The sequence below is a fragment of the Corynebacterium sp. ACRPS genome (genome assembly GCF_022346005.1).
Taxonomy (GTDB): domain Bacteria; phylum Actinomycetota; class Actinomycetes; order Mycobacteriales; family Mycobacteriaceae; genus Corynebacterium.
Map to the genome: position 1 here is coordinate 1 of NZ_JAKRMY010000021.1, position 22,344 is coordinate 22,344.

A 22,344-nucleotide genomic window follows, 5' to 3' on the forward strand; every position below is an offset into this window, starting at 1 on the left:
AGATCGGAGGCGATCGCGTTGAGCGTTGCTCCGGGGGTCGACTCGTACAACGAGACTGCGTCGCGCTTGAACTGCTCGGTGTAGGTCTTGCGTGGCATGGTGGAAAGGTACCTCACTTCCCAGCGAGATGCTGGTTTCAAGGTGTCCACCATCTGGGGGTCAGGTCCGACCAAAGCATTGATTACCGCCAACGTCATAGACGCTGACACCACCAAGGAGGTCGCATGAACCAGTTAAAGCACCGAGCACGTGCTGGCCCCTGACACCATCACACTGCATGCTCTATCGAAAGGTAGAAACACCACTCAAACGGACTTGACCCCTTCGTGGTCCTACTGCTAGTCGGCATAGGCCTGTTTATGGTGACTAGTACAACAAAGTTTCCCATATTTGTCCCTCTTTTTATGGGACTTGTATGCACAATCGCAATTCTCACCTCTGGGAAGCCCGATCCTGCTGAATGTAGTAAGCCCGATCCTGCTGAATGTAGTGACGCAAACATCACGAAACAGGCGGAGTCCGAACAAAAAGGGGTCGGTTGGATTATGAGGCTAACCTCCGTTCAGGTCGTTAACTTGGTCATAGCGTGGCGGGCTTCGGGAAAAATAAAAAGCACTTGGAAAAGGGGTGACTAGGAGATCTGGGGGAATGGTTGACATTATTCATGAAGCTCAGGACGCACACCTGTGCGCCCTATTCATCAAAGCCCACGGACACGGTGGAGACTACGAGTACGCGCGAGACGGCTCCAACAGCGCAGTCAAACACCTGCAAGCAATACTGGCAGAACTGCCCGCTACTTCCCCACTGGCCCGCGATGCCGGCATACTCGCTAAGTTCGTGCGTGCAGCACAGAGGAATTTGTCTCGGCAACGCCCTGACACAAACCGGTAGTATCACACCAAAATAACCATCATCGTTGCAACGACCCCTAGAATCCGCCCTGCTTGTTTAATCCATGAAAAGCCGTCAAAATAGAGATAGCCCTTTTCCCATAAACTATCTCCCTAGGACGCTCCCCATGGACTATGTCTTGGCTCTCGGCGAAAACCCCGATTTTCCTTTGTGGCTTCGCGCGACGCACCTCATCAACTTTGTACTCATCGGCATGCTCTTGCGCTCCGGGCTGGAAATGCTTTCTTCCATGCCGCGCCTGTGGTGGCGCAATGACTGCGCGCCTGGCACCGAATGGCTGCGTTTTACCAAGCGCAAGCTGCCCAAGGAAGAGGGCGTATATACCTCTTTGATGGACGAGCTTTCGTGGTCACCGGTCGTGGCGCTGCCGGGCCGCGAAAACATTGGCCTGGGCCGCCACTGGCACGGCCTTTCGGTCATGCTGTGGGTCCTCAATGGCCTGGTGTACGTCGTGCTGCTCTTTGCCACCGGCCTGTGGCAGCGCCTCATCCCCACCTCCTGGGACATCATCCCGGAGGCGTGGGATACCTTCAAGGTCTATATCAGCCTCAGCGCGCCCGGCATCGAGCACTTCACGCCATACGATGCCCTCCAGCAACTCGCCTACGCCTTCGTCATCTTCATCGTTGCGCCCTTCATGATGGTGACCGGCCTGGGGATGTCGCCGGCCATCCGCGTGCGCTTCCCGTGGTTTGTAAAGATGCTGGGCGGCCACCAAGGTGCGCGGTCGCTGCACTTTATCGGCATGGTCTTGATGTCCGCGTTCATCCTGGTCCACGTGGTGCTGGTCTTCTTCGTGCACCGCGAGTACAACATGGTCCACATCGTCTTCGGTGACGTCTCCACCGAGCGTTATGTGCAGGCCTTTACCACCGTCGTCATCACCATCGTGGCGGTCATCATCTTCTGGATTGCCCTGTCCTATTGGACCTTGGCGGACCGCGCCCGGGCGCATAATTTCTTGGTCTCGTTCACCGAAATCGGCCGCAAGCTTTCGCTGAACCACTTCCACCCGCGCAAGCCCAAGGAGACCAAGGACTCGCCGATGCCCATTTCCTCCTTCCACTGGACCAACGGCCTGCCGCCGACGGAGAAGGAATCCCCTGAGTGGACCGAGTACAAGCGCAATGGCTGGGAGAACTACGCCATTACCGTGGCCGATGATGTCAACGGCACCGAAAAGACCGTCACCCTTGAGCAGTTGCGCGAGCTGCCGCAAACGTCCTACATCGCCACGCATACCTGCATGCAGGGGTGGTCTGCGACCTCCAAGTGGGGAGGGCCCAAGCTTGCCGATGTCCTCGAGCTACTCTGCCCCCGCCCCGAAGGCGCCAATTACGTGCTCATCGAGTCTTATGGCTTGGCGCAAAAGATGTACGATAACCGCCCGCGCGAGCCTTTCTACGCGGCCTTCGATATCGAGACCGCCATGGAGAATCAGTCCATTTTGGCGATTTCGCGCAATGACCAGGACATCGATCTGCACTTGGGCGCCCCAGTGCGCGCCCGCGTGGAATCGAACCACGGGTATAAGGCCGTGAAGTGGGTATCGCGGATTGCCTGGATTGGTGATTACGCCGACTACGGCGATGGCCGCGGCGGCACCCGCGAGGATTCCGCGCTCCAGGCCTTCAACGGCCGCATCTAGCACCGAAGGATTAGAATCTGTTTCTATGACTGATAAATCTTCTGTCACCGAAACCCGCATCGCCATCGATGGCATCCGCAATGACAATGACGTGCGCAAGTGCCTGCAAAAGCTCTACGGCATCTTTGCTGATACGGGAATGGGCCAAGCCACCTTCGAGATGACCGGGGATGCCACCGCGGATGTCGTCATCAAGCACGCTGAGTCCGTCACAGTAGATCCGGAGGTCATTGATGCGGCGGTGCGCAAGGCGGGGCCGTACCGCCTGGCCTAATCGATGCGCGGCGGCTCGTAGCCGTCCTCTTTAAGCCACGCGATATGCGGTGGGGTATTCATGCCCCACTCGCTGCGCGCCCACGCGAAGGTCTGGCGCACCTCGGCCTCGGAATAACCGCCATCGCGCAGGTACTGCCGGAAGCCATTCGGCCCGGGATCCTTGATCCAGAGCCAGGCGTAGTCGTCGAGGGAGTCATCGGCAAGCAAGCTTTCTAAGCCCGCCGGAACGAACTCGCGCTCGGCGCGCACGCGGTCCGCCAAGTCCTCGTCGAGGAAATCGTAGAGGTAGTCCATCGCGTCCTCGAGCTCGGCATAGTGTTGTGGATCCATGGGCTAAATCTCCCGGTGCTTAGTGCCGATGACCATGCGGTCGATCTCTTCCAGTATCTCATCCACGATGGCCGGATTGAAGGCCCGATCCTTGCGCAGGACTAGGAGCTCGCTCTGCGCGGCGTTAAGCGCGGTGCGCCGGGCCTCCAGCGCGACGCGGCGGGCCTCCTCGGCGCGCTGCTTGCGCTCGTCGTTATTCTCGGCGGGGTTTTCGCCATCACCCAGGCGGTCCTCGAACCACTGGATGACGTTGGCGGAAATTTCCGGATCGACCGTTTCGGCCTCGCCGGTGGCATCGTCTTCGGGGCGGAATTGCGATAGCGCATCGATGCTGGCGGCGCGCGCCCGCGAAACCACCGCGGCTCGCATCTTATCGTTGGCGGCCTGCGAAGCCTCCGTGAGATCGAGCTGCCTCATCAGCCACGGCAGCAGCAGGCCGGGCAGCACCATGGTGACCAGCAAGACGGTCAGGGCGATAACGGCCAGCTCGTGGTGGAAGGCGAAGACGCCGGTGGGGATGGACAGCACCAGCGCCAGCGTCACCAGGCCGCGCATGCCGGACCAAGTCATCAGCAGCACCTCCTGCATCCGCAGCGGGGCAACGTGCGGGCGCCCGCGCGAGACGTTGAGGCGGTAGTAGAAGAACATCCACACAAAACGCACCACGAAGGCCACGAGCGATAGGATCACGCCGACCATAACGGAGTGCCACAAATCCGAGCCCACCTCCGCGATGGCGGTATTAACCGTCAGCCCGATAAGGCCGAAGGCGACACCGGTAAACAGCAGCTCCATGGTCTCCCAGAAAGACTGGCCGGAAAGCCGGTCCTCGGCCTGGATATCGGCGCGCGAGTTGAGCTCGACGGCGGCGATGACCACGGCGATAACGCCAGAGGCCTCCAGCTCCTCAGCCACGAGGAAGGTGGCGAAGGGAACCACCCAGGTCAGGGCGTTGCGCGCTACCACATCGTGGACGTGGGTAATAAACAGCGCCGTCAGCCGCCCGATGAGCCAGCCAATGGCAAGCGCGACGACGGAAGAATAGAGGAAGCTCAGCACGCCGCTGCCAAAGGAAATATCGCCGCCCTGGGTCACGGCGGCGAGCGCGAGGTGGAAGGCGACGATGGAGGCGGCATCGTTAAACAGCCCCTCTGTTTGCAGGGTGGTGATGATGCGGCGCGGGATGCCGGCGGGCTCGGCCACCGCATCCACGGCCACGGGGTCTGGCGGGGCGATGGCCGCGCCGATGAGGATGGCGGCGGCGATGCTAATTCCCGGCAGGAATGCGTAAGCGGTCGCGCCCACGGCGAGGGTGGTGGCGACGACGAGGAGCACGGACAGGCTCAGGATGGTCACCCACTGCCCGCGAATCACGCCCCAGGACGTGCGCCGCGCCAGCGCCCACAGCAGCGGCGGCAAGAAGATGGGAAGGATGAGCTCGGTGGGGATGTCGAATTGCGGCAGCCCCGGCACGAAAACGGCGCAGGCGGTAATAATCGTCAGCAGCGCGGGCCACGGCAGCCCGACCCTATCGCCGATCGCAACGACGAAGACGGTCAGCAGCATGAGCCCGATGAGAACCAGTAAAACTTCCATGGGCTCGATAGTATTACGCGCGCCAAATATACGGCTCGCGGCTCAATTCCTCTGGCCGGAATTGCGCCAAGAGCTCGGCGGCGGTTTCCGCCTCATAGCCCAAAGACTGCGCCAGCTGCTTGACGATGCCCCTCTGCTCCCCCATATCCCGCATCGTCACCGCGCCATCGCGCTTGGCCAGTCGCTTGCCCGCGGAATTCAGGACCAGCGGCACGTGCACGTAGGTCGGCGGTGTGGTCCCCAAAAGGGAAGCCAGGTAGGCCTGGCGCGGGGCGGAGGATAAGAGATCGTCGCCGCGGACGACTTGGTCGATGCCCTGGTAGGCATCATCCACAACCACCGCCAGGTTATAGGCCCAGCCACCATCCTGCCCGCCGCGGCGGAGGATGAAATCATCGACGTCGCCGGTGTAGTCGCCGTGCAGGGCGTCGTGGATGGTGAAGGTGGAGACATCGGCGCGCAGGCGCAGCGCCGGCTGGCGGTTATCGGCGGCGAGCTGGGCGCGTTTGGTGGCACGTTGGGCATCGGATAGCGCACGGCAGGTGCCCGGATACTGGCCGGGGATGGCGTGCGGGGCGCGGGAGGCTTCGCGGATATCCTTGCGCGAGCAGTAACACTCGTAGACCGGCAGCTTCTCGAGCGCCGCGGCGTAGGCGGCCTCGCGATCCTGCTGGTAGATGACCTCGCCGTCCCACTCCAGCCCCAGGGCTGCAAGGTCCGCGAGCTGTCGCTCGGCCGCCGCGCGGGAGGAGCGCTGCTTATCGATGTCCTCCACCCGCACCACAAACCTGCGCCCCGTCGAGCGCGCGTAGAGCCACGCGAGAAGCGCCGTGCGGAGGTTGCCAAAGTGCAGATCGCCGGAAGGGCTCGGGGCGTAGCGGCCCGCCCCGGTGGTCGCGGAATTCATATTCCCAGCATACGGTTTGGCACAATGGTGGGCATGGAAAAATCCCCCTCCTCTCAAGTGCGCTTTATCCCCGTTCATTCCACTCTGTATCCGTGGCTCGTCACGATCTTCGTCGTGACGTTTTTGATTTCTAATATCAACGCCACCAAGGGCGTCCAGCTTGGGCCGCTCGTGACCGACGGCGCCTTCTTCCTCTTCCCGCTGGCCTATATCGTCGGCGACGTTTTATCCGAGTGCTACGGCTTCAAGTCCACCCGGCGCGCCATCTACATCGGCTTTGCGATGGCCCTGCTCGCCGTCGTGTGTTTCTATATCGCCATCTGGCTGCCTGCGGCGGATTTCTATGAGGGCCAAGAGGCCTTCGCCGCCACGCTGGGCCTGGTGCCCCGCATCGTTTTGGCTTCCCTGGCCGGTTACTTGGTGGGCCAGCTGCTCAACGCGTGGACGCTGACTGCGATGAAGAAGCGCAGCGGCGAAAAGGGCCTTTTCTCCCGGCTGATCGCCTCCACCGTGGTGGGCGAGTTTGGCGATACCTTGCTGTTTTGCGCCATCGCCGCGCCCGTCATCGGCATCGACACCACGAGCGGATTCATCAACTACGTGGTGGTGGGCTTTGTGTGGAAGACACTGATTGAGGTCGTCCTCTTGCCCATTACCTCCGCGGTTATCAAGCTGGTGAAAAAGCGCGAGGATTACCGCGCCTTCGACGCCGCGTAGTAACGGCCCAGGAACTCATCGCGGTAGTCCTCGTAGTAGCCGCCATTGATGGCGGCGCGGATATTGTCCACTAACCGCACCATGAATTCCACGTTGTGGATGGTGCACAGCGTGCCGGCCAAAAATTCCTTCGCCTTGAGCAGGTGGTGCAGGTAGGCGCGCGAGTAATTCTCCGTGACGTAGCCGCCGAACTCCTCGTCTACACCCTTAAAGTCCCGCTTGAACCGCGCATTGGTGAGGTTCAGGCGGCCATCGAGCGTGTAGACGCCGCCGCGGCGGGCTAGGCGGGTTGGCGCGACGCAGTCGAAGGTATCGGCGCCGGCCTCGACCGCGGTAAAGATGTCATCTGGCTCGGAGATGCCGAGCAGGTGGCGCGGTTTATCGTCCGGCAGTTCATCGCAGACCCAGCCCACGATGGTGCCGAGGTTCTGCTTTTCCAGCGCACCGCCGATGCCGAAGCCGCCGAAACCGCGCTGGCCCTTCTCCCGCGCGGCGCGGTCCAGGTCCAAGAGGCCGCGGGTGGCCTGGCGGCGCAAGTCCTCGTATTGCGCGCCCTGCACCACGCCCCACAGCGATTGCTTCGGGCGGTGGTAGCGCTCGCGGGTAAGCCGGTCGTGTTCTTCCAGGCAGCGCTGCGCCCACCGGTGCGTGCGGGCGACGGATTCTTCCTGGTAAGTGCGCGAATCAATGAGCGTGGTCAGCTCGTCGAAGGCGAACATGATATCCGCGCCCAGCCCGTGCTGAATCTGCATGGACTTTTCGGGCGTAAAGCGGTGCTTGGAGCCATCGATAATCGAGCGGAAGTCCACGCCTTCCTCATCCACCTTGGCCATGCGCTCCCTTTTCGCGGCGCGAATATCCTTTTCGGTGAGATCCGCCAAGTCCATGGCGATGACCTTTTTAAAGCCCACGCCCAAAGACATCACCTGGAATCCGCCGGAATCGGTGTAGGTCGGCCCGTGCCAGTTCTCAAATTTCGCCACGCCGCCGGCCTCGTCCACGATGTCGTGGCCCGGCTGCAGGTAGAGGTGATAGGCATTGGACAAAATCGCCTGCGTTCCAGTCGCGCGAATCTGCTCCGGCGTCAGGGTCTTTACCGTGGCCTTGGTCGCCACCGGGATAAACGCCGGCGTGGCGATATCGCCGTGCGGAGTGTGGATAACACCACTGCGGCCATGCTTGCCGGGGCCTTCGGGCAGGCGCTTATCGATGTCGAAACTTAAGTCCTTCATTCCTTATCTTCCTCTTCCCTGGTCTTCTGGCCATCATCCGCGTGTTGTGCTTCCCATTCTTCCTCAAGCGCGGTGCCTTCGATGTCTACGGTAGGCAGGATCTTATCCAGCCACTTGGGCATCCACCACGTAGCGCGGCCCATGAGGAACATGGAGGCGGGGACGAGGGTCATGCGGACAAAGAAGGCATCGAAAAGCACGCCCGCCGCCAAGGCAAAGCCGAAGATCTGGATGAACGGCAGCGGCTGGTTGATAAAGGCCACGAAGACCGAAATCATGATGATCGCCGCGGCCGTCACCACGCGCGCGCCCTGGGTAAAGCCAGTGATGGTGGCCTCGTCGACGGCATTATAGGGCCCCGACGTGCCCTTCGGATGCCGCGCGATGTGCTCGCGCATGCGGGTGACCAGGAAGACCTGGTAGTCCATGGCCAGGCCGAAAGTCACGCCGATGAGGAAGATCGGCATGAACGACAGCAGCGGGCCGGGGCCCGGGACGAGGCCCCACAGGCCGTCTTGCCATACCAGCACCGTCAGGCCGAAGGCGCCGCCAACCGAAAGCAGGAAGCCCAGGCCCGCCACCAGTGGCACCAGGAGGGAGCGGAAGACAACGAGCAGTAGCACGATCGCCAGCCCCACAACGATGCTGAGGTACGGTGCCATGGCATCGCGGAGGCGCTCGGTGATGTCCAGCTGCACGGCGGTCAGGCCCGTCAGGCCGATCTCGGTGCCGGTGGTGCCTTCGATCTGCTTTGTGGCAGAGCGCAGGGCGTGCGCGACATTAATGGTTGCGGCTTCCGTTGGCGAGGTTTCCGGGGTCACCATAATTTGTGCCGCGCGCTGGTCTTCGCTGACCGAAACAATTTGCGCGTGCTTTACTCCGCCAAGCGTCTTCAGTTGATCCGCGGTGTAGAGGAAGGACGCCAGTGCCGCCTTGTCCTCGGCGCTGGTCGGCGCAGCGGCCTCTTCCTTGTCCTCGACCTCTGCGACGGGGGCGATATCCGGCTCAGCAGGTTGCTCGCTGGGCTGGTCAGCAGGGTGTTCTGCCAGTTGTTCGCCGGGCTGGTCCGCTGGCTGCTCACCTGGCTGGTCGGGGGCTTCGTTGGGCGCGGGCTCAGGCGCAGGGCCAGTTGCGTCGCCGGGCGAGTCAGCGGGCGAATCGGCGGGTGCTTCGCCGGAGCCTTCTTCGGCGTCGTCGTTTCCGTCCTGGGCCGCCACCAATGGGGCGAGAGCGGCGGAATTGGCGTTGATGGTGTGGGCATCGACAACCGCGAGGAATGGCCCGTTGACGCCGGGGCCGAAGCCCTCGGCCATCAGGTCGGCGGCCTTGCGCTGAGTGGTATCGGGATTCGAGGTGGTATCGGCAGGCAGCGCCAAATCCATGTGGAGCACGGGGGCGGTCATGGCGCCGAGGGAGAGGACGACGAGGGCCATCGCCAAGCCGGGCACCTTTTGTACCAGCCGTACCCAGCGATTGCCCATGGTCGGGCCGCGGCGCACCTTGCCCTTGCGGGAGGGGTTGCCGGCCACGCCGGGGATGCGGCCGGCAAATGCCTTGTCCCCCAGAAGCCCCAGCATCGCGGGGATGAGCGTGAGGGAGACGAGGACGGCGATGGCCACGGTTGCGGCGGCGGAAAGCCCCATGGCGGTGAGGAATTCGATGCGCGCAATGAGCAGGGCAAACAGCGCGGTAAAGACGGTGGTGCCGGCAAAGACCACGGACGAGCCCGCCGTTCCTGCCGCCATGCCGGCGGCTTCTGGGGCGGACATGCGGGCGCGCTCGGCTCGGTAGCGGGACAGGATAAACAGCGCATAGTCGATGCCCACCGCCAGGCCAATCATGATGGCCAGCACCGGCGTCATGTTGTTGAGCTCTATCCAGTGCGTGGTAATCAGCATGCCGCAAGCGCCCAGGCCGACCCCGATGACGGCCGAAATCAGCGGCATTCCAGAAGCGACCAGGGAGCCGAAGGTAAAGATGAGCACGAGGAAGGCCACGCCAAGGCCGATAACCTCGGAGGTGGAATTGACCCGAATCTCATCGCCAAACCCGGCGCCGCCGGCCTCAACGGTAAGCCCCTGCTGCCTGCCGATGTCCATCGCTTCCGTCACGATGTCCTTATCGTCCTGGTCCACGCTATAGGGCGATTCGGCGTCGAAGTCGAAGGTGGTATAGGCAATGGTCTCATCCTCATTGACCATCGCGAGGTTATCGGCATCGGCACGCGCGGACGATTCCGGCAGCCCCATCTCCGTGAACTGGTGGATAACCTCATCTTGTAGCCGCGGCGAGACCTCAAGCGGATTGCCAAAGCGCATGGTATCGCCCATCTCCAGGTTGTCCTCGAGGTGGGAAATGACCGCGTTGATGGCCTTTTCATTGGCGGGATCCGAGAGCTTTTGGCCTTCCGGGGCCTGGAAGACCAGGTTCACTGACGGCGAGTTGGCGGGATTGCCGCCTTCCGGGAAGAGGTCCATCGTCTTGTAGGTGGCATCGATGGATGGGGTGCCTTTGATAGCGAACTCGCTCGTCATCGGTTTCATCAACAAGGCGGTAGCGCCGCCGGCGGCAGCAAGCAGGACCACCCAGGTAACGATGACTTTCCATTTATTAAGGAAAGACCAACGTCCGAGCCGGTAGAGGAGTTTAGCCACGGGAAATGTACCTTCGCATTCGCGTAGTCGGACGGATTTAACTTCGCCCTAGTGTAGTTGCCGTGCCCCTTATTCCCTATTACTTAGCCACCGTGCGGCCCTTATTCACAGACGATGCCAAGGCGGCGGGCCAAAAAGAACCGTGGCCGCCCAATGCAGTCAAAGACTAGATCGGGTGGCCACGGCGGAGCGGCTTAGACGATGCAGCCGCGAGAGAGCGCGCGCTATTTAAACGAACTTCGACAAGCTCAGGCCGGGAAGAACGAGGTCAGAGAAGAAGGCGCTGATTTTCTTTACCCGCGCGATAATAGCAGCGATGGTCTCGCCTAGGTTGCCTGAGAAAGAACCGTGGAAAGAAGAGCCGTCGTCTGCAGCGTCGTCGCCCGAAGGCTTCTTTTCTGGGGTTACCTGGTCAGATGGTTTAGGGTTTTCGGAGGCGCCGTCGAATGCCACGGTGAGATCCGTGTTGGCATCGTCAAGCGGTTGCCCCACCGGGTACTTGCCCAAAAAGATGTCGGAGCCCGTCTGGGTCAGCGAGGTGGGGGCATCAGTTGTGGCGTGAGTCTTGCCGGTTTCCGGTACCAAGGGCTCAGTGAGCGTGAAGGTAGAGATTGCGGCGTCATCACCGGACATTTCAACCGGCTCGTTCTTCAGCGGGCCCGAGGCGCCCGTAAGCTTATAGTCCGCAGTGATAGTGGCGTTGTGGCCTTCTACCTCCACCTTGATATCTGAGAACGTGAGGTCGACGCCGTAGGAACCATTAGGCCCAAAGCCTGGATAGCCTTGAATCTGCACGGATCCCTGAGTGCCTATAGTGCCGTTTCCCTCTGCATCCACCGTGGTGTGGGCCGCATCGACGGGGAAGGTGAAGTCCTTTCCTACCTTCTCCGCACCTCCGGTGGTATTGACTACGCCTTTGGCGAGAGGGCTGGTGTCCACGTGGTGAATGAAGGATTCCTTGATGGGCCAGTTCAATTGGCCGGATTCCACGGCGGGGACAGTGGCTGGAGCCTCATCGGCAGAGGCTACTGGGGCGGTGACGGCGCCGAGCGCAACCGCGCCAATAGCGATGACGGATGTTGTTTTCATGAATTTCTCCTCTTGAGAGCAGTGGTAAAGCTTCGCCTTAGTGAATTAGGCGAGCCTTACCTTAATTAATAAATTGGAAAAAGTAAATCAGTGGCGTTTATCAAGCTCGGCGAATATCCCCGAGTTGAAGGCGAATGCGCGCTGCGCCTCCGAGAGCAAAGACTCGCGCTGTTCCTCGGTTAGCATGAGGCTGTCAAGGCGTTCGCGGTAGCCCTTGCGGTACGGCGGAATCTTGCCAATGGCGCTGAAGTCATAAAAGTTCAGCGCATCCGGTTCGATGTCATAGAGGGTGCCGAGGCGCGCGGCAATCACCTGGCCGCCGGAGACGTCACCGAGATACCGGACATAGTGATGGGCCACCACTTCTACCGCACTGCCGGATACTTCTTCTAGGCGGGCAACGTAGGATGCTGTGGCCGGCAGGATCCGGATCTTTTCGCGCCAGTCGCCGCCGACGAGCGCCGCCAAATCCGCCTCTAGAGCGAAGCGCCGCTCCAAGCGTGGATCGGCCACCGCACCGGCGATTGAAGTTTGCGCCACGCCGCGGACGGCGCGCTCCAAAGACTCATAGACAAACCACAATTGGCCACTCAGATCGGCAGCGGCCTCAGCGCTCAGCCGACCTGACATAAGTCGCTGCATAAACGCCGAGCCCTCCGCGTTCTCATGGGCGTGAGCGGTCTCCTCGCGCAATGCGACGGATAATGGTTTCTTGAGTGTCACAGTCACTGACTTCCTCCAAAGTAACGCTTACCTAACTTCTAAATATAAATTTAAGGTTAGGCAACCCTTATTTACAAGACTTGTGGGGAGAAATCAACCAAAAGGACTAACTCCCTACCCCACCGCCTGCGGTACGCACGGCGCGGCACCGTCCTTAAAAGGGTTTTGCGCGCGGCGTTGAGATGGCTGCCGGCACAGCGTGCTTAGCTGACCCCCTATTCCTGGATCAGCGGTGCTTTTATCGGTGGAGAAGGGCACGCACGCTATCAAGGGCGCCCGACTTTATAAACGCCTGCCCAAGGATGGCAAACATGCTGCCAATGGTTACCACGCCCAAGATGTAGTTCCACACCTTGGCAAAGCTAGAACCTGAGGGAGCGTCCTCCTCTGGTTGCTGGGTTCCCGGCTTCTTAGACTCCGAAGTCTCGGGGCTCTTTGGGGTCTCCGGCTTCTTCGGCGGTGCCGGGATCTGCGAGGTCGCTGGTGACTGCGGAGCTGGATTGCCCTTCGGTGGCTGACTCTGTGGCTTCTCTTCCTTTTCCGGCGCAGCTACCGGCGGCTGCGGAGCAGGTTCGTTCTGCGGAGTTTCTTCCTTCTTCTGGCCACAGCCCGGGGAAACCCTGAGGGTTAAGTGGGCATCATCAAGCTCAGGCTTGCTCTCTGAGCTATACATGCCCATGAAAAGTTGGTCTACGCCCTCGATTTTTCCATCTTTTGTTCCCTGCTGCTCCTTGTACCGCACATCGCTGGCGGAAAGGGTGAGTGTATCGCCCTCCTTGGTCCATTGCGCCGTGCCGTGGCCAAAGATCCCGTCCCCGGTGCGCTTATTGGCGTCGATGCGGTCGTCCTCGGTGTATTGAAACATATTCTTACCCTCTACGTGATAGACCTCGTAGCCGGAACCGAGCTGGGCTTCATTTCCGGAGGTCTTGATGAAAGGTGCCACTACCGTGGAATGTAGAGCGCCGTGGTGACCGGTGAACGTGATCGAAGAGTCTTTGCTCTCGATGTTGGACGACACCACATTGCCGTCCTCATCTACCGTTACCGTAGAGGTTGCAGGATCGACGTCGAAGCCGAAAGAGAAATCCTTCCCCTTAGGATCACCGGTTTGCGTCACTGGACCACTAGTGGACCAATCACCAGCAGCGAAACCGGATTTGAGGTAGGAACGCCACGAGTGCTTAATGCCCCAATTCAAGGAACCGGATTCGATGGTGCAGGTTTCTTCCGCAGAAGCGTGTGGCACGGTAAGGGCGGTCGCCGCGAGAGCGGTGACCAGTGCTTTTTTAAACATGGAAATCCTCCAATTTATGTGAAAAGAGTGGGTTGATGGTGGGCGTGGCACGCTGTGGATGTACCCGCAGTCCATCGACGGATATTGGCCAGCCATACACTTGAGACAATGTGGGACTGGTAAAGACCTCATCTACGCGCCCTTGGGCTGCTAATCCCCCGCACGACAGGCATACGACGCGATCGCAATATGCAGCTGCAGCGTTGAGGTCATGGAGCACCACGAGGACGGCAACACCGGCCTCGCGGGCGAGGGCTTTGACTGAACCCAGCAGTTGTTCTTGGTGCCGAATATCGAGCGCGGCCGTTGGCTCATCGAGCAAGATAACCGGGGTATTTTGGGCAAGCACGCGTGCGAAGGCCGCGCGGGCGCGCTCACCGCCAGACAACGTGCTGATGTCTCGGCCAGCTAGGTGCGCAACGCCGGCGGCATCGAGGGCGGCGTGAATAAAGTCATCGTCAAGGTCTGCATAGGCAGTTCCTTCCCACGGGCGGCGCCCCATCGCAACGACATCGCGGACGAGGAATTCAAACGACACCGAGACATCCTGGAGCATCACCGCACGCGTGCGGGCGAGCTCTCGCGCTGGTGCCTTGGGCGAAAGCCCACCCACGGTGATCTCACCGGAATAATCAATGTCTCCGGCCACGGCGGCAAGTACCGTGGATTTACCGGCACCGTTCGGACCGATAAGCCCGGTAACTTCGCCCGCTTGGGCAGCAAAGGACACTTGATCCACAAGGGTATGTTCCCCCACCCGGACGGTTAAGTCTTTGACGTTTATCATCAGTGCACTCCTTTGCGCATCATGCGGCGCAGCAAGATGAAAAACGTTGGACCGCCCACCAGAGCGGTAAAAATTCCGATGGGAAGATCCGCAAAAGGAATCATCGTGCGCGCTGCCACGTCGGCGAAACCAATAAGCACAGCGCCGCCCAGGGCGGAGGCGGGCAGTAGGATGCGGTTTTCTGGCCCGACGATGCTGCGCAGCAGGTGGGGAACGATGAGCCCCACAAAGCCAATGAGGCCGGCGAAGGAGACGGCCGCTGCAGTCAGCACTGCCGATGCCACGATCGCCACGATGCGCAGACGCGGCACGTTCACGCCGGTATGCGCGGCGGCGCGCTCGCCGAGCGCGAGGACGTCTAGCTGCTTGCCTAAGCGCAGGGCCACTGCGAGGCCTACCACCACGATGGGAAGTACCGCCCACACGTGTTTCCACTGCGAGCCGTTGAGGGAGCCCATCTGCCAGAAGACGATCGCTTCGCGGTTGGCGGTCGGCGCCAGGTACACCATGAAGGAGATGATGGCGTTGCATACCGCATTGATGGCGATGCCGGTGAGAATCAGGTGCACTACGGCCACGCGCCCGTTGTACCGCGCCAGCTGATAAATAATGAAGGTAACCAGTAACGCGGTCAGGAAGGCTGCCGCGGGAACAGTAAAGGTACCGAAGAACTCGATATTGAAGACAATGACCACGGCCGCACCAACGCCCGCACCAGAGGTAACGCCGATGATGGAAGGTTCTGCAAGGGGGTTGGCAAATACCGCCTGCATCAGCGTGCCGGCCACCCCCAAGGCCGCGCCCACCACGAGCCCTAAGACCAAGCGTGGCAGGCGGATGTCCCACACCACGCTTGCGGTCAAGGAATCCTGCGCGTGCCCGGCTGCCAAAATGGGGAAGAGATCAGACAGGGGTACGTAGTATTGCCCCAGCACGACGGAAATGAGCGCCGCGAGAACGGTGAGGATCCCCAGCAGTACGAATACCCAGGCGCGCTGAGTGCGGCGGCGCGCGAAGGTATCCGTCTCCTTACTCATTGTCTGGGTCATACACAGCCTTTGCTAGCTTCACCAGCGTCTGACCGGTCATGGGACCGAATGCCAGCGATTGACCGTCCGGAATGGTCACGATGCGCTTCTTCTGGCCGGCGGTGGTCTGAGCAACACCAGGCCTCTCCAGCAAGCCATCAATTCCGCCGGTGGATTCCAGGCCATTGGTCATCATGATGATCACCTCCGGGTTGATGCGCGCCAATGCCTCCGCGTTAGCGGGTTCTGCATGAGAAAGGTTGTTTTCTGCCGCCAGATCCACGCCGCCGATGCCTTCAATCAGGTCTTGTGCACCGGTGCCGTCACCCATGATGAAGAAGACGCCGCCGTTTCCGCGCGCATAGAGGAACGCCATCCGCATCGGATCATCGGGAACGAGTTCCTTGATGGCTTCCTTTGCCTCGTCGATTTCTTTGGTGGAACGATCCGCCAGCTCGCGTGCTTCGTCGGGCAAGCCGAGGGCATCGCCAAGCGCGGTGATGTCCTCGCCCACGGAATCAATGGTGCGCTCAGGTTCCATCACCACGGTGGTGACGCCCGCCGCGCGGATTTGATCGATGGCATCGCGCGGGCCAATGGAATGATCCACAATGACGAGCGTCGGCTGGAGCTCCAGCACCGCCTCCACGTTGATGTTGTGGCCGCCTTCGGTCACTACTGGGAGATCCGCCAAGTTGGGCTCGGTAGAAGAAATCGTGCGGCCGACGATATTATCCGCAAGCCCCAAGCCGCTCAGGGTCTTGGTATAGGTGCCATAGATATCCAACGCGAGGATGCGGGAAGTATCGGTGACGGTGACGTCATTACCATCGGCATCGGTAAGTTCCACCGGAAGCGCCGGCTCTGCTTTTTCAGTAACCGGCTCGATATCGTCAAAATCTTTGACGTCACTGACACCTTCAAAGGACCTGGGATCGGAGACATCTGCAGGATCCGGTAGCTGATCGGTATAGCTTCCCTGCACACCGCACGCGGTAAGGCTGAAGATGCACAGGAGTGGTACGAGGAAACGAAGAACGAGTTTCACGGCGATCCTTCTAAGAGTTGTTCATGACAAGGCGGCTGGTGGAACCGCCGGCAATGATCAATCCGACGATGAATAGCAGGAGATAGGTAGTCGGGTTATCCATGTTTCCGCTGGGAGAAGTCGCGGACTTGACCTTGAACTTGTTCGAGCCGTCCTCGTATCCCTGCGAGGAATCACCAGCATGCGCTGGGTCCCCGGCTGCGGCATGAGCTCCGCCCTTGGAAGCAGAGCCGCCCTTTCCGTTTCCGCCCGCGCCGGCGCCACCAGATCCAGAACCGGAGCTTGCTCCGCCGCCACCGGATACGGCGCCGCAATCAGCGCTTCCGCCCAAGGTGGCGTGGAAGCTCAATGGATCCAGCTGGGTGCCCGGTTCATAGAACTCAGCGAGGGCTTGGGAGCCGGTTTCAGAAAGCGATACCTCAGCTTCACCGGACACGGCGTCCGTGCCGACGTCGAGAGAAGTAAAGCTCAAGGTGCCAATAACAGCGTGCCCAAAGTCTTTCTTCTTTCCTTCCATATTGGAAGATCGCACGTCAGCGATAAGCTCGCCGGAATTGCCGTTGAAGGTGATTTCCAGGTTGGAGATGTTGAGGTCCAACTTGCCGTGGTGCCCGGTGAACTGCATGCTCCCGCCATACTGCACGGAGCCCGCGCCATCTTTTACGGCACCAGAGTTACCAGTGAATTGGAAACGGCCATTGTCATAGCCAACACCAGAGAGATCCCACCGGCCTTGGGCAATGGATCCGGTGATATAGGATTGGAAGGATTTCTTTAAGCCCCACTGAGCGGTGGCTTGCGTAACCCCAGTAGCCTCACAGACGGCATCGCCCCCGCCAGGTGCTCCCGCGCCCGAATTACCTGAGCCCGGGGCGCCGGAGTTCGCAGATTCGGAGTGCGCAGGACCAGTTCCCGCTGCTTTGCCAGCTCCTGAGGCGCCGCCGCCTCCGCCCGAACCAGAGTTGCTCGGTGATGAATTTCCCGCTGCAGAGTTAGTAGAAGCCGAGTTTCCTCCAGCGGAGTTCGACGTACCCGAAGCAGAACCATCCGAATTCGAGTTTGATCCACCCCGGTTGTTGAAAGACTCCAACTCATCCAGAAACGCCTGGGTATTGCCCATGAACGTAGTAATCCCGTTCATCGTGTCATTGGTTTCAGACAGGATGTCCATGGCTTCCTTGTTAAAGCCCGTGAAGGAACCTGTAATGGACGTCAATGGACGCTTCTCACCCGAACCGGAACCGGAGCCAGATCCGGATCCAGAGCATGATCCGTCGAGAGCAATGCTGCCGGAGGACGGATCTAAGGCTTCACCTGGCTGGTAGAAGCCGGTGAAAAGCTTGGCCCCGCCGGAAGTCAGAGTGGTAGATCCAGACAAATCAACCTTCCCGGCACCATCGTTGACGGGGTTGGCCAGATTAATGGTGGCGATTACCTCATCATTGCCTTGGATCTTTTTACCGCGGCTGAGGTCTTGGCGGTTCATCTCATAGGAGACGTAGTCCACGGAAATCTGCGCCTGCTTACCAGAGGCCTTGACCTTGAAGTCAGACATAGTCATATCCAAGATCCCATCGTGGCCAGTAAAATTCAGCGTTCCATTGAACGGAATCGTGATGTTTCCACCGGATGCATCGGGCTTTCCTGCAGTAAAGACAAACGCGCCTTCGCCCCGTTCATCGCCCGTGAAGCCAATGCCGTTGGCCCCCCAACCACCGTGGGCGATATTGCCTTTGACGTAGCTGCGGAATGACTGCTTGATGCCCCATTTCCATGTGCAGGATTCATCTGCGTGGGCAACCGGGGCAGAAGACAAAAGTGGGGCGAATGCTGCGACGAGGAAAGCCGCGACGATGATGCCGAACGCCGACTTCCACAGTTTTCCAATCATATTGAGAACCTTGTTTTCGTGCCTAAAAATGATATAGGCTAAGCTTGCCTTAGTGAAGTAAGTGTATCCTGACCTAACTTCTTTTGATTGTCAATAAACCACCCCCTATAAGAAACAAAAATGCACAACGATCCCCGCAAAGACATCTTCAACAGCATCTATCCAGATGTCGATCCCACACAGAACTTCCCACTCACGATCGGTGAACGCTTATCCTTAGCGCTTTCCGTCGGCGTATTCATGTTCGGCGGCGTAAGCGGCAGCCTGCTCATCGCCGGCATTGGCCTGACCTTTGTGGTCGCCTGTTCCTTCGCCCTATCTCAAAAGACCCCGCGCCGCATCCGTGCGGAGGCGCGCAGCCGGTTCCCCCGGGAACCGTGGGCCGAACGGCCCAGTCTCCTCGTCCCCGCAGTATGGGCAGTCATCGCAGTAATCGCGGCCCTGGCGTGGTGGTTCACCCCCGTGAAATACCTCGCGTGGAGCGCGGGCACCATAGCCGTCATCGCCGCCGTTGCGACGTGGTTCCTCCCCACCGTGCAGCGCCGCCGCGCCCGGGCTGAACGCACAAAGCAGGACGCTTAAGTCACCCCAACACTCCTTGCCAGAGAAAACAAAAATAGGCCCCGACCTGCATTAACAGTTCGGGGCCTTGCGCGGTGGCGGCGGGATTTGAACCCGCGGTTGGGGGTTACCCAACAATCGCTTTCGAGGCGATCACCTTCGGCCGCTCGGACACGCCACCGCTTTCCAGACTACGGGAGGACCCCCGATGCAACAAAATCGCTGCGCCGGCACTAAGCCAGCGCAGCGATTTCGCTATGAAGGGACTCTAAAATTAGTCCTTCTTCAGGCCACCGATGATGTCGTTGGCCTTGTCCTTGATGCTGTCAGCAGCGTCGGACAGCTTGTCCTTAGCCTCGGAAGCGACCTGGTCGGCCTTGCCCTCGTTGGCTACGTCTTCGTTACCGGTTGCCTCACCAACAGCTTCCTTTGCCTTGCCTGCGAGGTCGTCCTTCTTGTTTTCCAAATCGCCCATTTTCTCTCTCCTTAAATGAGTCGCTTACAGTGTGACAGCTACTATACCCACTTTTCGCGCAGTGTGGTGAAGAATTTTTCTAGCAACGCCACACAGTCCTCTTCAAGCACGCCGCCGCGGACCTGTGGGGTAAAGGGGGCGGTGGGGGCACGCAGGACATCGATAAGCGAGCCGCACGCACCCGTCTTTGGCTCAAACGCGCCAAATACCAGCGAACTTATCCGCGCGGCTTGCAGGGCGCCGGCGCACATGGCGCAGGGCTCCAAGGTGACCACGAGCTCGCAGCCGGTCAGGCGCCAGCCATCGCCGTGGACGCGCACCGCCTGGCGGATGGCCTCGACCTCGGCGTGGGCGGTGGGATCGCGCAATTGCTCGCGACGGTTGACGCCGGTAGCGAGCTCGCGGCCGGTGGCATCATAAAGCACCGCCCCAACCGGCACGTCGCCGGCGGGGGTCTGGCGCGCCACCGCGAGGGCGCGCTGCATGCGTTCCTGCGCGCGCTGCAGGGGCCTAGGCGTTATCAATGACGTCTTCTAGCTCATCCCCAAAGCCCAGGTCGCCGGCAATGCGCAGGAGCATATCGGAGGGCCAATCGTCCTCATCATCGATGATGTAGCCCACCTGATCCTCGGATAGGCCCAGGTCAGCGAAGATATCGAAGTCGCCCTCGCCGTAGGGCTCGGCCTCTTCCGGGTCCACGTCTGGAATCTCATAGTCATTGAGCTCCATGAAGTCCGCGGCAAAGTCATCGTCAACGCCGTAGGTGGCATCCGAAATTAGCAATTTCACCCCGCCGGGCACGGGCCGCACGGCAATGAAGTAGGCGTCCTCGACGCAGAGAAGGGCGAAAGCTGCGCCTTCAGCGCGCAGGGCGCGCACCGCGGTGATGGAGGTTTGCGGGTCCTCAAAGTCATCATCGAAGCTGCGCACGACCCATTGTCCCTCGTTGCGGGCGACGGTAACCGCGAAAGAGTAATTTTCGTTGCTCATACCTCGTGAGATTAGTCGTGTTGTGCCACAATTGTCACCGTGAGTTCTCAAGATGTTCAACGCCCCATCTGCATTATCGGCCTCGGCCTCATCGGTGGTTCCTTGCTACGCGATCTCGCGGGCTATAACCACGACGTATTTGGATACAACCACTCGACGTCCGCCGCCCGCACCGCAGTCAAACAGGGTTTTGACGTCAATGATGATTTGCCGGCGGTGCTTAACCGCGCCGAGGTTGAAGAGGCGCTCATTGTGATCGCCGTTCCCATGACCGCGGTGGGCAGCGTCTTGGATGCCATTCAGGAACACGCCCCTAGCTGCGGCATTACGGACGTGGTCTCTGTGAAGACCCCCGTGCGTCAGCAGGTCTGTGACCGCGGCATGGAGGATCGCTACGTGGGCGGGCACCCCATGGCGGGTACCTCGAAATCGGGGTGGGATCACTCCCAGGCGGGGCTTTTCCGCCGCGCCGCGTGGGGCATTACCTACGATTACGCCGCCGAGTATGAGGCGCGCGGGGAAAAGGTTCCTAAGAAATGGATTGAGACTTTTACGGACGTCGTGCGCATGACCCAGATGGTGCATGCAGAGGCCGTGCCCATCCGCGTGGCCAACCACGATGCGGCGGTCGCCCGCATTTCCCACCTGCCGCATATCTTTGCGGAGACCCTGGCCACGGTGGGCGATAATGGCGGCATTTTGGCGCAGTCCTTGGCCGCCGGTTCCTTCAAGGATGCGACCCGGGTGGCAAGCACCCGCCCGGATCTCGTGCGGCAGATGTGCGAGACCAATGCCCCGGCCTTGGTGGAGGCCTTGGATGAGGCGCTGGAGCTGCTTCACGATGCCCGGGAGAAGCTCGCCGCCCCCAAGCCTTCCATCGCTGAGCTTGCCGATGCCGGCTACCGCGCCCGCACCCGCATCGAAGCTAGGTCGGGCGCGCGCAAGGAATCGGTCTCCCCGGTCAAGATTTCCTCCCGCCCGGTGCTGCGCCTGCACCCCGGCGGCCCGAAGTGGGTGGCGCAGCTGCGCCAGACCGAATCCTTGGGCGGGCGCATCGAGATTTTTTAGCGGCGCGACGTGCGGGCGACACCGTTGCCAGCACCGCTAGCGAAGGTGCGCGCGGCCGCCGCGGCACCGATAAGGCCAATGGCCGCTACCGTGAAGTAGATCCACGGGCGGTCGCCGCTGGTCTGTGGCGTTGCCTGCGGAGTAGGCGTGGTCTCCGCGGTCAAGATGGCGTCCTTATCCTTGCCGCTGATTACGCCGTCTACCCAGTCCTTGGCGCCTGCGAGCGTGGTGATAGCCGCGCTTGGGGAGGGCAGATCCGGGTCCGCATTGGAGGTACCCGCGGTAGCAAGGCCCGCAAGCTTTCCGCCCACGAAGAACGGTCCGCCAGAATCGCCACCCTGCATGCCGGCATTACCGGTGGAGTGGACATCGAGGATTGGGCTGCTGATCATCGGGGCCATGCCGCCTTGGCTAGGCTGCATTACTTCCCCACCGTTGCCGTCAGGCTTGACAATCTGCGGCTGCTCGGCGCCCGGCTTGGTGGCACCTGGCGAGACCACCTTGGGCTTATCCGATCCCGAACCAGATCCTGGCATCTTGACGCCCGGCATGGCTTCCTCAGCGGGCACGGACTCGTAGCCTTCTGGGGCTTCCTTGTCGGCGCCTGGCTTCTGTGCGGAGTCATCGCTTGGCCCGCCGCCCAGGATTTCGGAGACCTTCATCTCTGCCATCGGCAGCTGGCCCTTGCGCGCCATGGAGGAGCTGCTGCTCCAGCCATACAGGGTGCCAAGGTCGCCGGTCTCTGGAATATCGGTGGAGATCTTGGCTGGTTTGATATCGGTGACGGGCTCGGTGAGGTGGAGGAGTCCGGCATCGGAAAGCGGGGATAGCGCCCACGAATCCGCGTCATAGACCTTGCCTCCCAGGCGGGCCTGGGTGCCTTCGTTATTGACAGACTGCAGGCAGTGGCGGGCGGTAAGCACCCACTGCTTATCCACCAGCGTGCCGGTGCAGTCGCCGAAGTTGCCTATGCGGCCCATCTTGAGCGCAGCGACGGTCTGGGACTCGGCGTTATCGGGGGCGGGTTCGCCGTGCTCAAGGGCGCTGGCGGGGGCCGCCAGCATCCCGATGATGCCAGCGGTGGTCAAGGCGGTAGCAAATTTACGCGACAT

21 protein-coding genes and 1 tRNA gene are annotated in these 22,344 nt (G+C 60.7%); 5 read left to right on the forward strand and 17 right to left on the reverse strand.

Annotated features, from left to right (window positions below):
• Positions 1-1,021 precede the first annotated feature (1,021 nt).
• Both MHX65_RS10455 and MHX65_RS10460 read left to right on the forward strand, forming a co-directional pair.
• On the forward strand, positions 1,022-2,563 hold the full coding sequence (locus MHX65_RS10455) for a molybdopterin-dependent oxidoreductase (protein WP_239270014.1): 1,542 nt from the start codon (positions 1,022-1,024) through the stop codon (positions 2,561-2,563).
• A 25-nt stretch (positions 2,564-2,588) separates the two neighbouring features.
• Complete coding sequence (locus MHX65_RS10460) at positions 2,589-2,837, forward strand: hypothetical protein (protein ID WP_239270015.1); 249 nt, start codon at positions 2,589-2,591, stop codon at positions 2,835-2,837.
• Here the strand turns inward: MHX65_RS10460 and MHX65_RS10465 are convergent.
• From MHX65_RS10465 to gluQRS, 3 genes are read right to left on the reverse strand one after another with little or no spacing between them, the layout of a single operon-like run.
• Positions 2,834-3,169, reverse strand: coding sequence for a hypothetical protein (locus MHX65_RS10465; RefSeq protein ID WP_239270016.1), 336 nt, complete (start codon positions 3,167-3,169; stop codon positions 2,834-2,836). The two genes, MHX65_RS10460 and MHX65_RS10465, sit on opposite strands and share 4 nt — an antisense overlap.
• 3 nt (positions 3,170-3,172) lie before the next feature.
• Positions 3,173-4,765 carry a cation:proton antiporter gene (locus MHX65_RS10470; RefSeq protein ID WP_126318035.1) on the reverse strand — a complete coding sequence of 531 codons (1,593 nt, stop codon included), beginning with the start codon at positions 4,763-4,765 and terminating at the stop codon, positions 3,173-3,175.
• Positions 4,766-4,778: 13 nt separating this feature from the next.
• A complete protein-coding gene (gene gluQRS, locus MHX65_RS10475; protein ID WP_239270017.1) occupies positions 4,779-5,672 on the reverse strand; it encodes a tRNA glutamyl-Q(34) synthetase GluQRS in 894 nt (297 codons plus the stop codon).
• A 24-nt stretch (positions 5,673-5,696) separates the two neighbouring features.
• On the opposite strand from gluQRS, the gene MHX65_RS10480 reads away from it, so the two are divergent.
• The gene (locus MHX65_RS10480; protein WP_239270018.1) at positions 5,697-6,389 is read left to right on the forward strand and encodes a queuosine precursor transporter; all 693 of its coding nucleotides are present in this window, start codon (positions 5,697-5,699) and stop codon (positions 6,387-6,389) included.
• On the opposite strand, the gene tgt is transcribed toward MHX65_RS10480, so the two are convergent.
• The 9 genes from tgt to MHX65_RS10525 all read right to left on the reverse strand — a co-directional run bounded on the left by tgt (position 6,365) and on the right by MHX65_RS10525 (position 18,138).
• Positions 6,365-7,621 (reverse strand): tRNA guanosine(34) transglycosylase Tgt, encoded by a 1,257-nt coding sequence (gene tgt / locus MHX65_RS10485; protein WP_023029970.1) that lies wholly within the window; start codon positions 7,619-7,621, stop codon positions 6,365-6,367. The genes MHX65_RS10480 and tgt overlap by 25 nt on opposite strands.
• The gene (locus tag MHX65_RS10490; RefSeq protein WP_239270019.1) at positions 7,618-10,275 is read right to left on the reverse strand and encodes an MMPL family transporter; all 2,658 of its coding nucleotides are present in this window, start codon (positions 10,273-10,275) and stop codon (positions 7,618-7,620) included. The genes tgt and MHX65_RS10490 overlap by 4 nt, the downstream gene beginning before the upstream one ends.
• Before the next feature lie 228 nt (positions 10,276-10,503).
• Entirely contained in the window at positions 10,504-11,364 is an 861-nt protein-coding gene (locus tag MHX65_RS10495) for an HtaA domain-containing protein (RefSeq protein WP_239270020.1), read from the reverse strand.
• Positions 11,365-11,451: 87 nt separating this feature from the next.
• The gene (locus tag MHX65_RS10500) at positions 11,452-12,093 is read right to left on the reverse strand and encodes a biliverdin-producing heme oxygenase (protein WP_239270021.1); all 642 of its coding nucleotides are present in this window, start codon (positions 12,091-12,093) and stop codon (positions 11,452-11,454) included.
• 232 nt (positions 12,094-12,325) lie between these two features.
• Positions 12,326-13,384 (reverse strand): HtaA domain-containing protein, encoded by a 1,059-nt coding sequence (locus tag MHX65_RS10505; protein WP_239270022.1) that lies wholly within the window; start codon positions 13,382-13,384, stop codon positions 12,326-12,328.
• Entirely contained in the window at positions 13,377-14,171 is a 795-nt protein-coding gene (locus MHX65_RS10510) for a heme ABC transporter ATP-binding protein (RefSeq protein ID WP_239270023.1), read from the reverse strand. Before MHX65_RS10510 ends, MHX65_RS10505 begins: the two co-directional genes overlap by 8 nt.
• Entirely contained in the window at positions 14,171-15,220 is a 1,050-nt protein-coding gene (locus tag MHX65_RS10515; protein ID WP_239270024.1) for a FecCD family ABC transporter permease, read from the reverse strand. The genes MHX65_RS10510 and MHX65_RS10515 overlap by 1 nt, the downstream gene beginning before the upstream one ends.
• A complete protein-coding gene (locus MHX65_RS10520) occupies positions 15,201-16,247 on the reverse strand; it encodes a heme/hemin ABC transporter substrate-binding protein (protein WP_239270025.1) in 1,047 nt (348 codons plus the stop codon). The genes MHX65_RS10515 and MHX65_RS10520 overlap by 20 nt, the downstream gene beginning before the upstream one ends.
• A 10-nt stretch (positions 16,248-16,257) precedes the next feature.
• Complete coding sequence (locus MHX65_RS10525) at positions 16,258-18,138, reverse strand: HtaA domain-containing protein (RefSeq protein ID WP_239270026.1); 1,881 nt, start codon at positions 18,136-18,138, stop codon at positions 16,258-16,260.
• Positions 18,139-18,258: 120 nt separating this feature from the next.
• On the opposite strand from MHX65_RS10525, the gene MHX65_RS10530 reads away from it, so the two are divergent.
• Positions 18,259-18,720 carry a hypothetical protein gene (locus tag MHX65_RS10530; RefSeq protein ID WP_239270027.1) on the forward strand — a complete coding sequence of 154 codons (462 nt, stop codon included), beginning with the start codon at positions 18,259-18,261 and terminating at the stop codon, positions 18,718-18,720.
• A 72-nt stretch (positions 18,721-18,792) separates the two neighbouring features.
• Here the strand turns inward: MHX65_RS10530 and MHX65_RS10535 are convergent.
• From MHX65_RS10535 to MHX65_RS10550, 4 genes are all read right to left on the reverse strand, one after another.
• Positions 18,793-18,880 (reverse strand) — tRNA-Ser (locus tag MHX65_RS10535).
• A gap of 93 nt (positions 18,881-18,973) precedes the next feature.
• Positions 18,974-19,174 (reverse strand): CsbD family protein, encoded by a 201-nt coding sequence (locus tag MHX65_RS10540; protein WP_239270028.1) that lies wholly within the window; start codon positions 19,172-19,174, stop codon positions 18,974-18,976.
• 41 nt (positions 19,175-19,215) lie between these two features.
• The gene (locus MHX65_RS10545; RefSeq protein WP_370657800.1) at positions 19,216-19,680 is read right to left on the reverse strand and encodes a nucleoside deaminase; all 465 of its coding nucleotides are present in this window, start codon (positions 19,678-19,680) and stop codon (positions 19,216-19,218) included.
• Between the two features lie 4 nt (positions 19,681-19,684).
• Complete coding sequence (locus tag MHX65_RS10550) at positions 19,685-20,164, reverse strand: tRNA adenosine deaminase-associated protein (RefSeq protein WP_239270030.1); 480 nt, start codon at positions 20,162-20,164, stop codon at positions 19,685-19,687.
• A gap of 39 nt (positions 20,165-20,203) precedes the next feature.
• Here MHX65_RS10550 and MHX65_RS10555 point away from each other — a divergent pair, with 39 nt between their 5' ends.
• Positions 20,204-21,232 carry a prephenate dehydrogenase gene (locus MHX65_RS10555; RefSeq protein ID WP_239270031.1) on the forward strand — a complete coding sequence of 343 codons (1,029 nt, stop codon included), beginning with the start codon at positions 20,204-20,206 and terminating at the stop codon, positions 21,230-21,232.
• Here MHX65_RS10555 and MHX65_RS10560 read toward each other — a convergent pair.
• Positions 21,229-22,344: a trypsin-like serine protease gene (locus MHX65_RS10560; RefSeq protein ID WP_239270032.1), complete on the reverse strand. Its 1,116-nt coding sequence runs from the start codon at positions 22,342-22,344 to the stop codon at positions 21,229-21,231. The genes MHX65_RS10555 and MHX65_RS10560 overlap by 4 nt on opposite strands.

Coding starts and splice junctions, on each gene's coding strand:
- MHX65_RS10455 (WP_239270014.1), top strand. CDS start 1,022: ATGGACTATGTCTTGGCTCTCGGCGAAAACCCCGATTTTCCTTTGTGG.
- MHX65_RS10460 (WP_239270015.1), top strand. CDS start 2,589: ATGACTGATAAATCTTCTGTCACCGAAACCCGCATCGCCATCGATGGC.
- MHX65_RS10465 (WP_239270016.1), bottom strand. CDS start 3,169: ATGGATCCACAACACTATGCCGAGCTCGAGGACGCGATGGACTACCTC.
- MHX65_RS10470 (WP_126318035.1), bottom strand. CDS start 4,765: ATGGAAGTTTTACTGGTTCTCATCGGGCTCATGCTGCTGACCGTCTTC.
- gluQRS (WP_239270017.1), bottom strand. CDS start 5,672: ATGAATTCCGCGACCACCGGGGCGGGCCGCTACGCCCCGAGCCCTTCC.
- MHX65_RS10480 (WP_239270018.1), top strand. CDS start 5,697: ATGGTGGGCATGGAAAAATCCCCCTCCTCTCAAGTGCGCTTTATCCCC.
- tgt (WP_023029970.1), bottom strand. CDS start 7,621: ATGAAGGACTTAAGTTTCGACATCGATAAGCGCCTGCCCGAAGGCCCC.
- MHX65_RS10495 (WP_239270020.1), bottom strand. CDS start 11,364: ATGAAAACAACATCCGTCATCGCTATTGGCGCGGTTGCGCTCGGCGCC.
- MHX65_RS10505 (WP_239270022.1), bottom strand. CDS start 13,384: ATGTTTAAAAAAGCACTGGTCACCGCTCTCGCGGCGACCGCCCTTACC.
- MHX65_RS10510 (WP_239270023.1), bottom strand. CDS start 14,171: ATGATAAACGTCAAAGACTTAACCGTCCGGGTGGGGGAACATACCCTT.
- MHX65_RS10515 (WP_239270024.1), bottom strand. CDS start 15,220: ATGACCCAGACAATGAGTAAGGAGACGGATACCTTCGCGCGCCGCCGC.
- MHX65_RS10525 (WP_239270026.1), bottom strand. CDS start 18,138: ATGATTGGAAAACTGTGGAAGTCGGCGTTCGGCATCATCGTCGCGGCT.
- MHX65_RS10530 (WP_239270027.1), top strand. CDS start 18,259: ATGCACAACGATCCCCGCAAAGACATCTTCAACAGCATCTATCCAGAT.
- MHX65_RS10540 (WP_239270028.1), bottom strand. CDS start 19,174: ATGGGCGATTTGGAAAACAAGAAGGACGACCTCGCAGGCAAGGCAAAG.
- MHX65_RS10550 (WP_239270030.1), bottom strand. CDS start 20,164: ATGAGCAACGAAAATTACTCTTTCGCGGTTACCGTCGCCCGCAACGAG.
- MHX65_RS10560 (WP_239270032.1), bottom strand. CDS start 22,344: ATGTCGCGTAAATTTGCTACCGCCTTGACCACCGCTGGCATCATCGGG.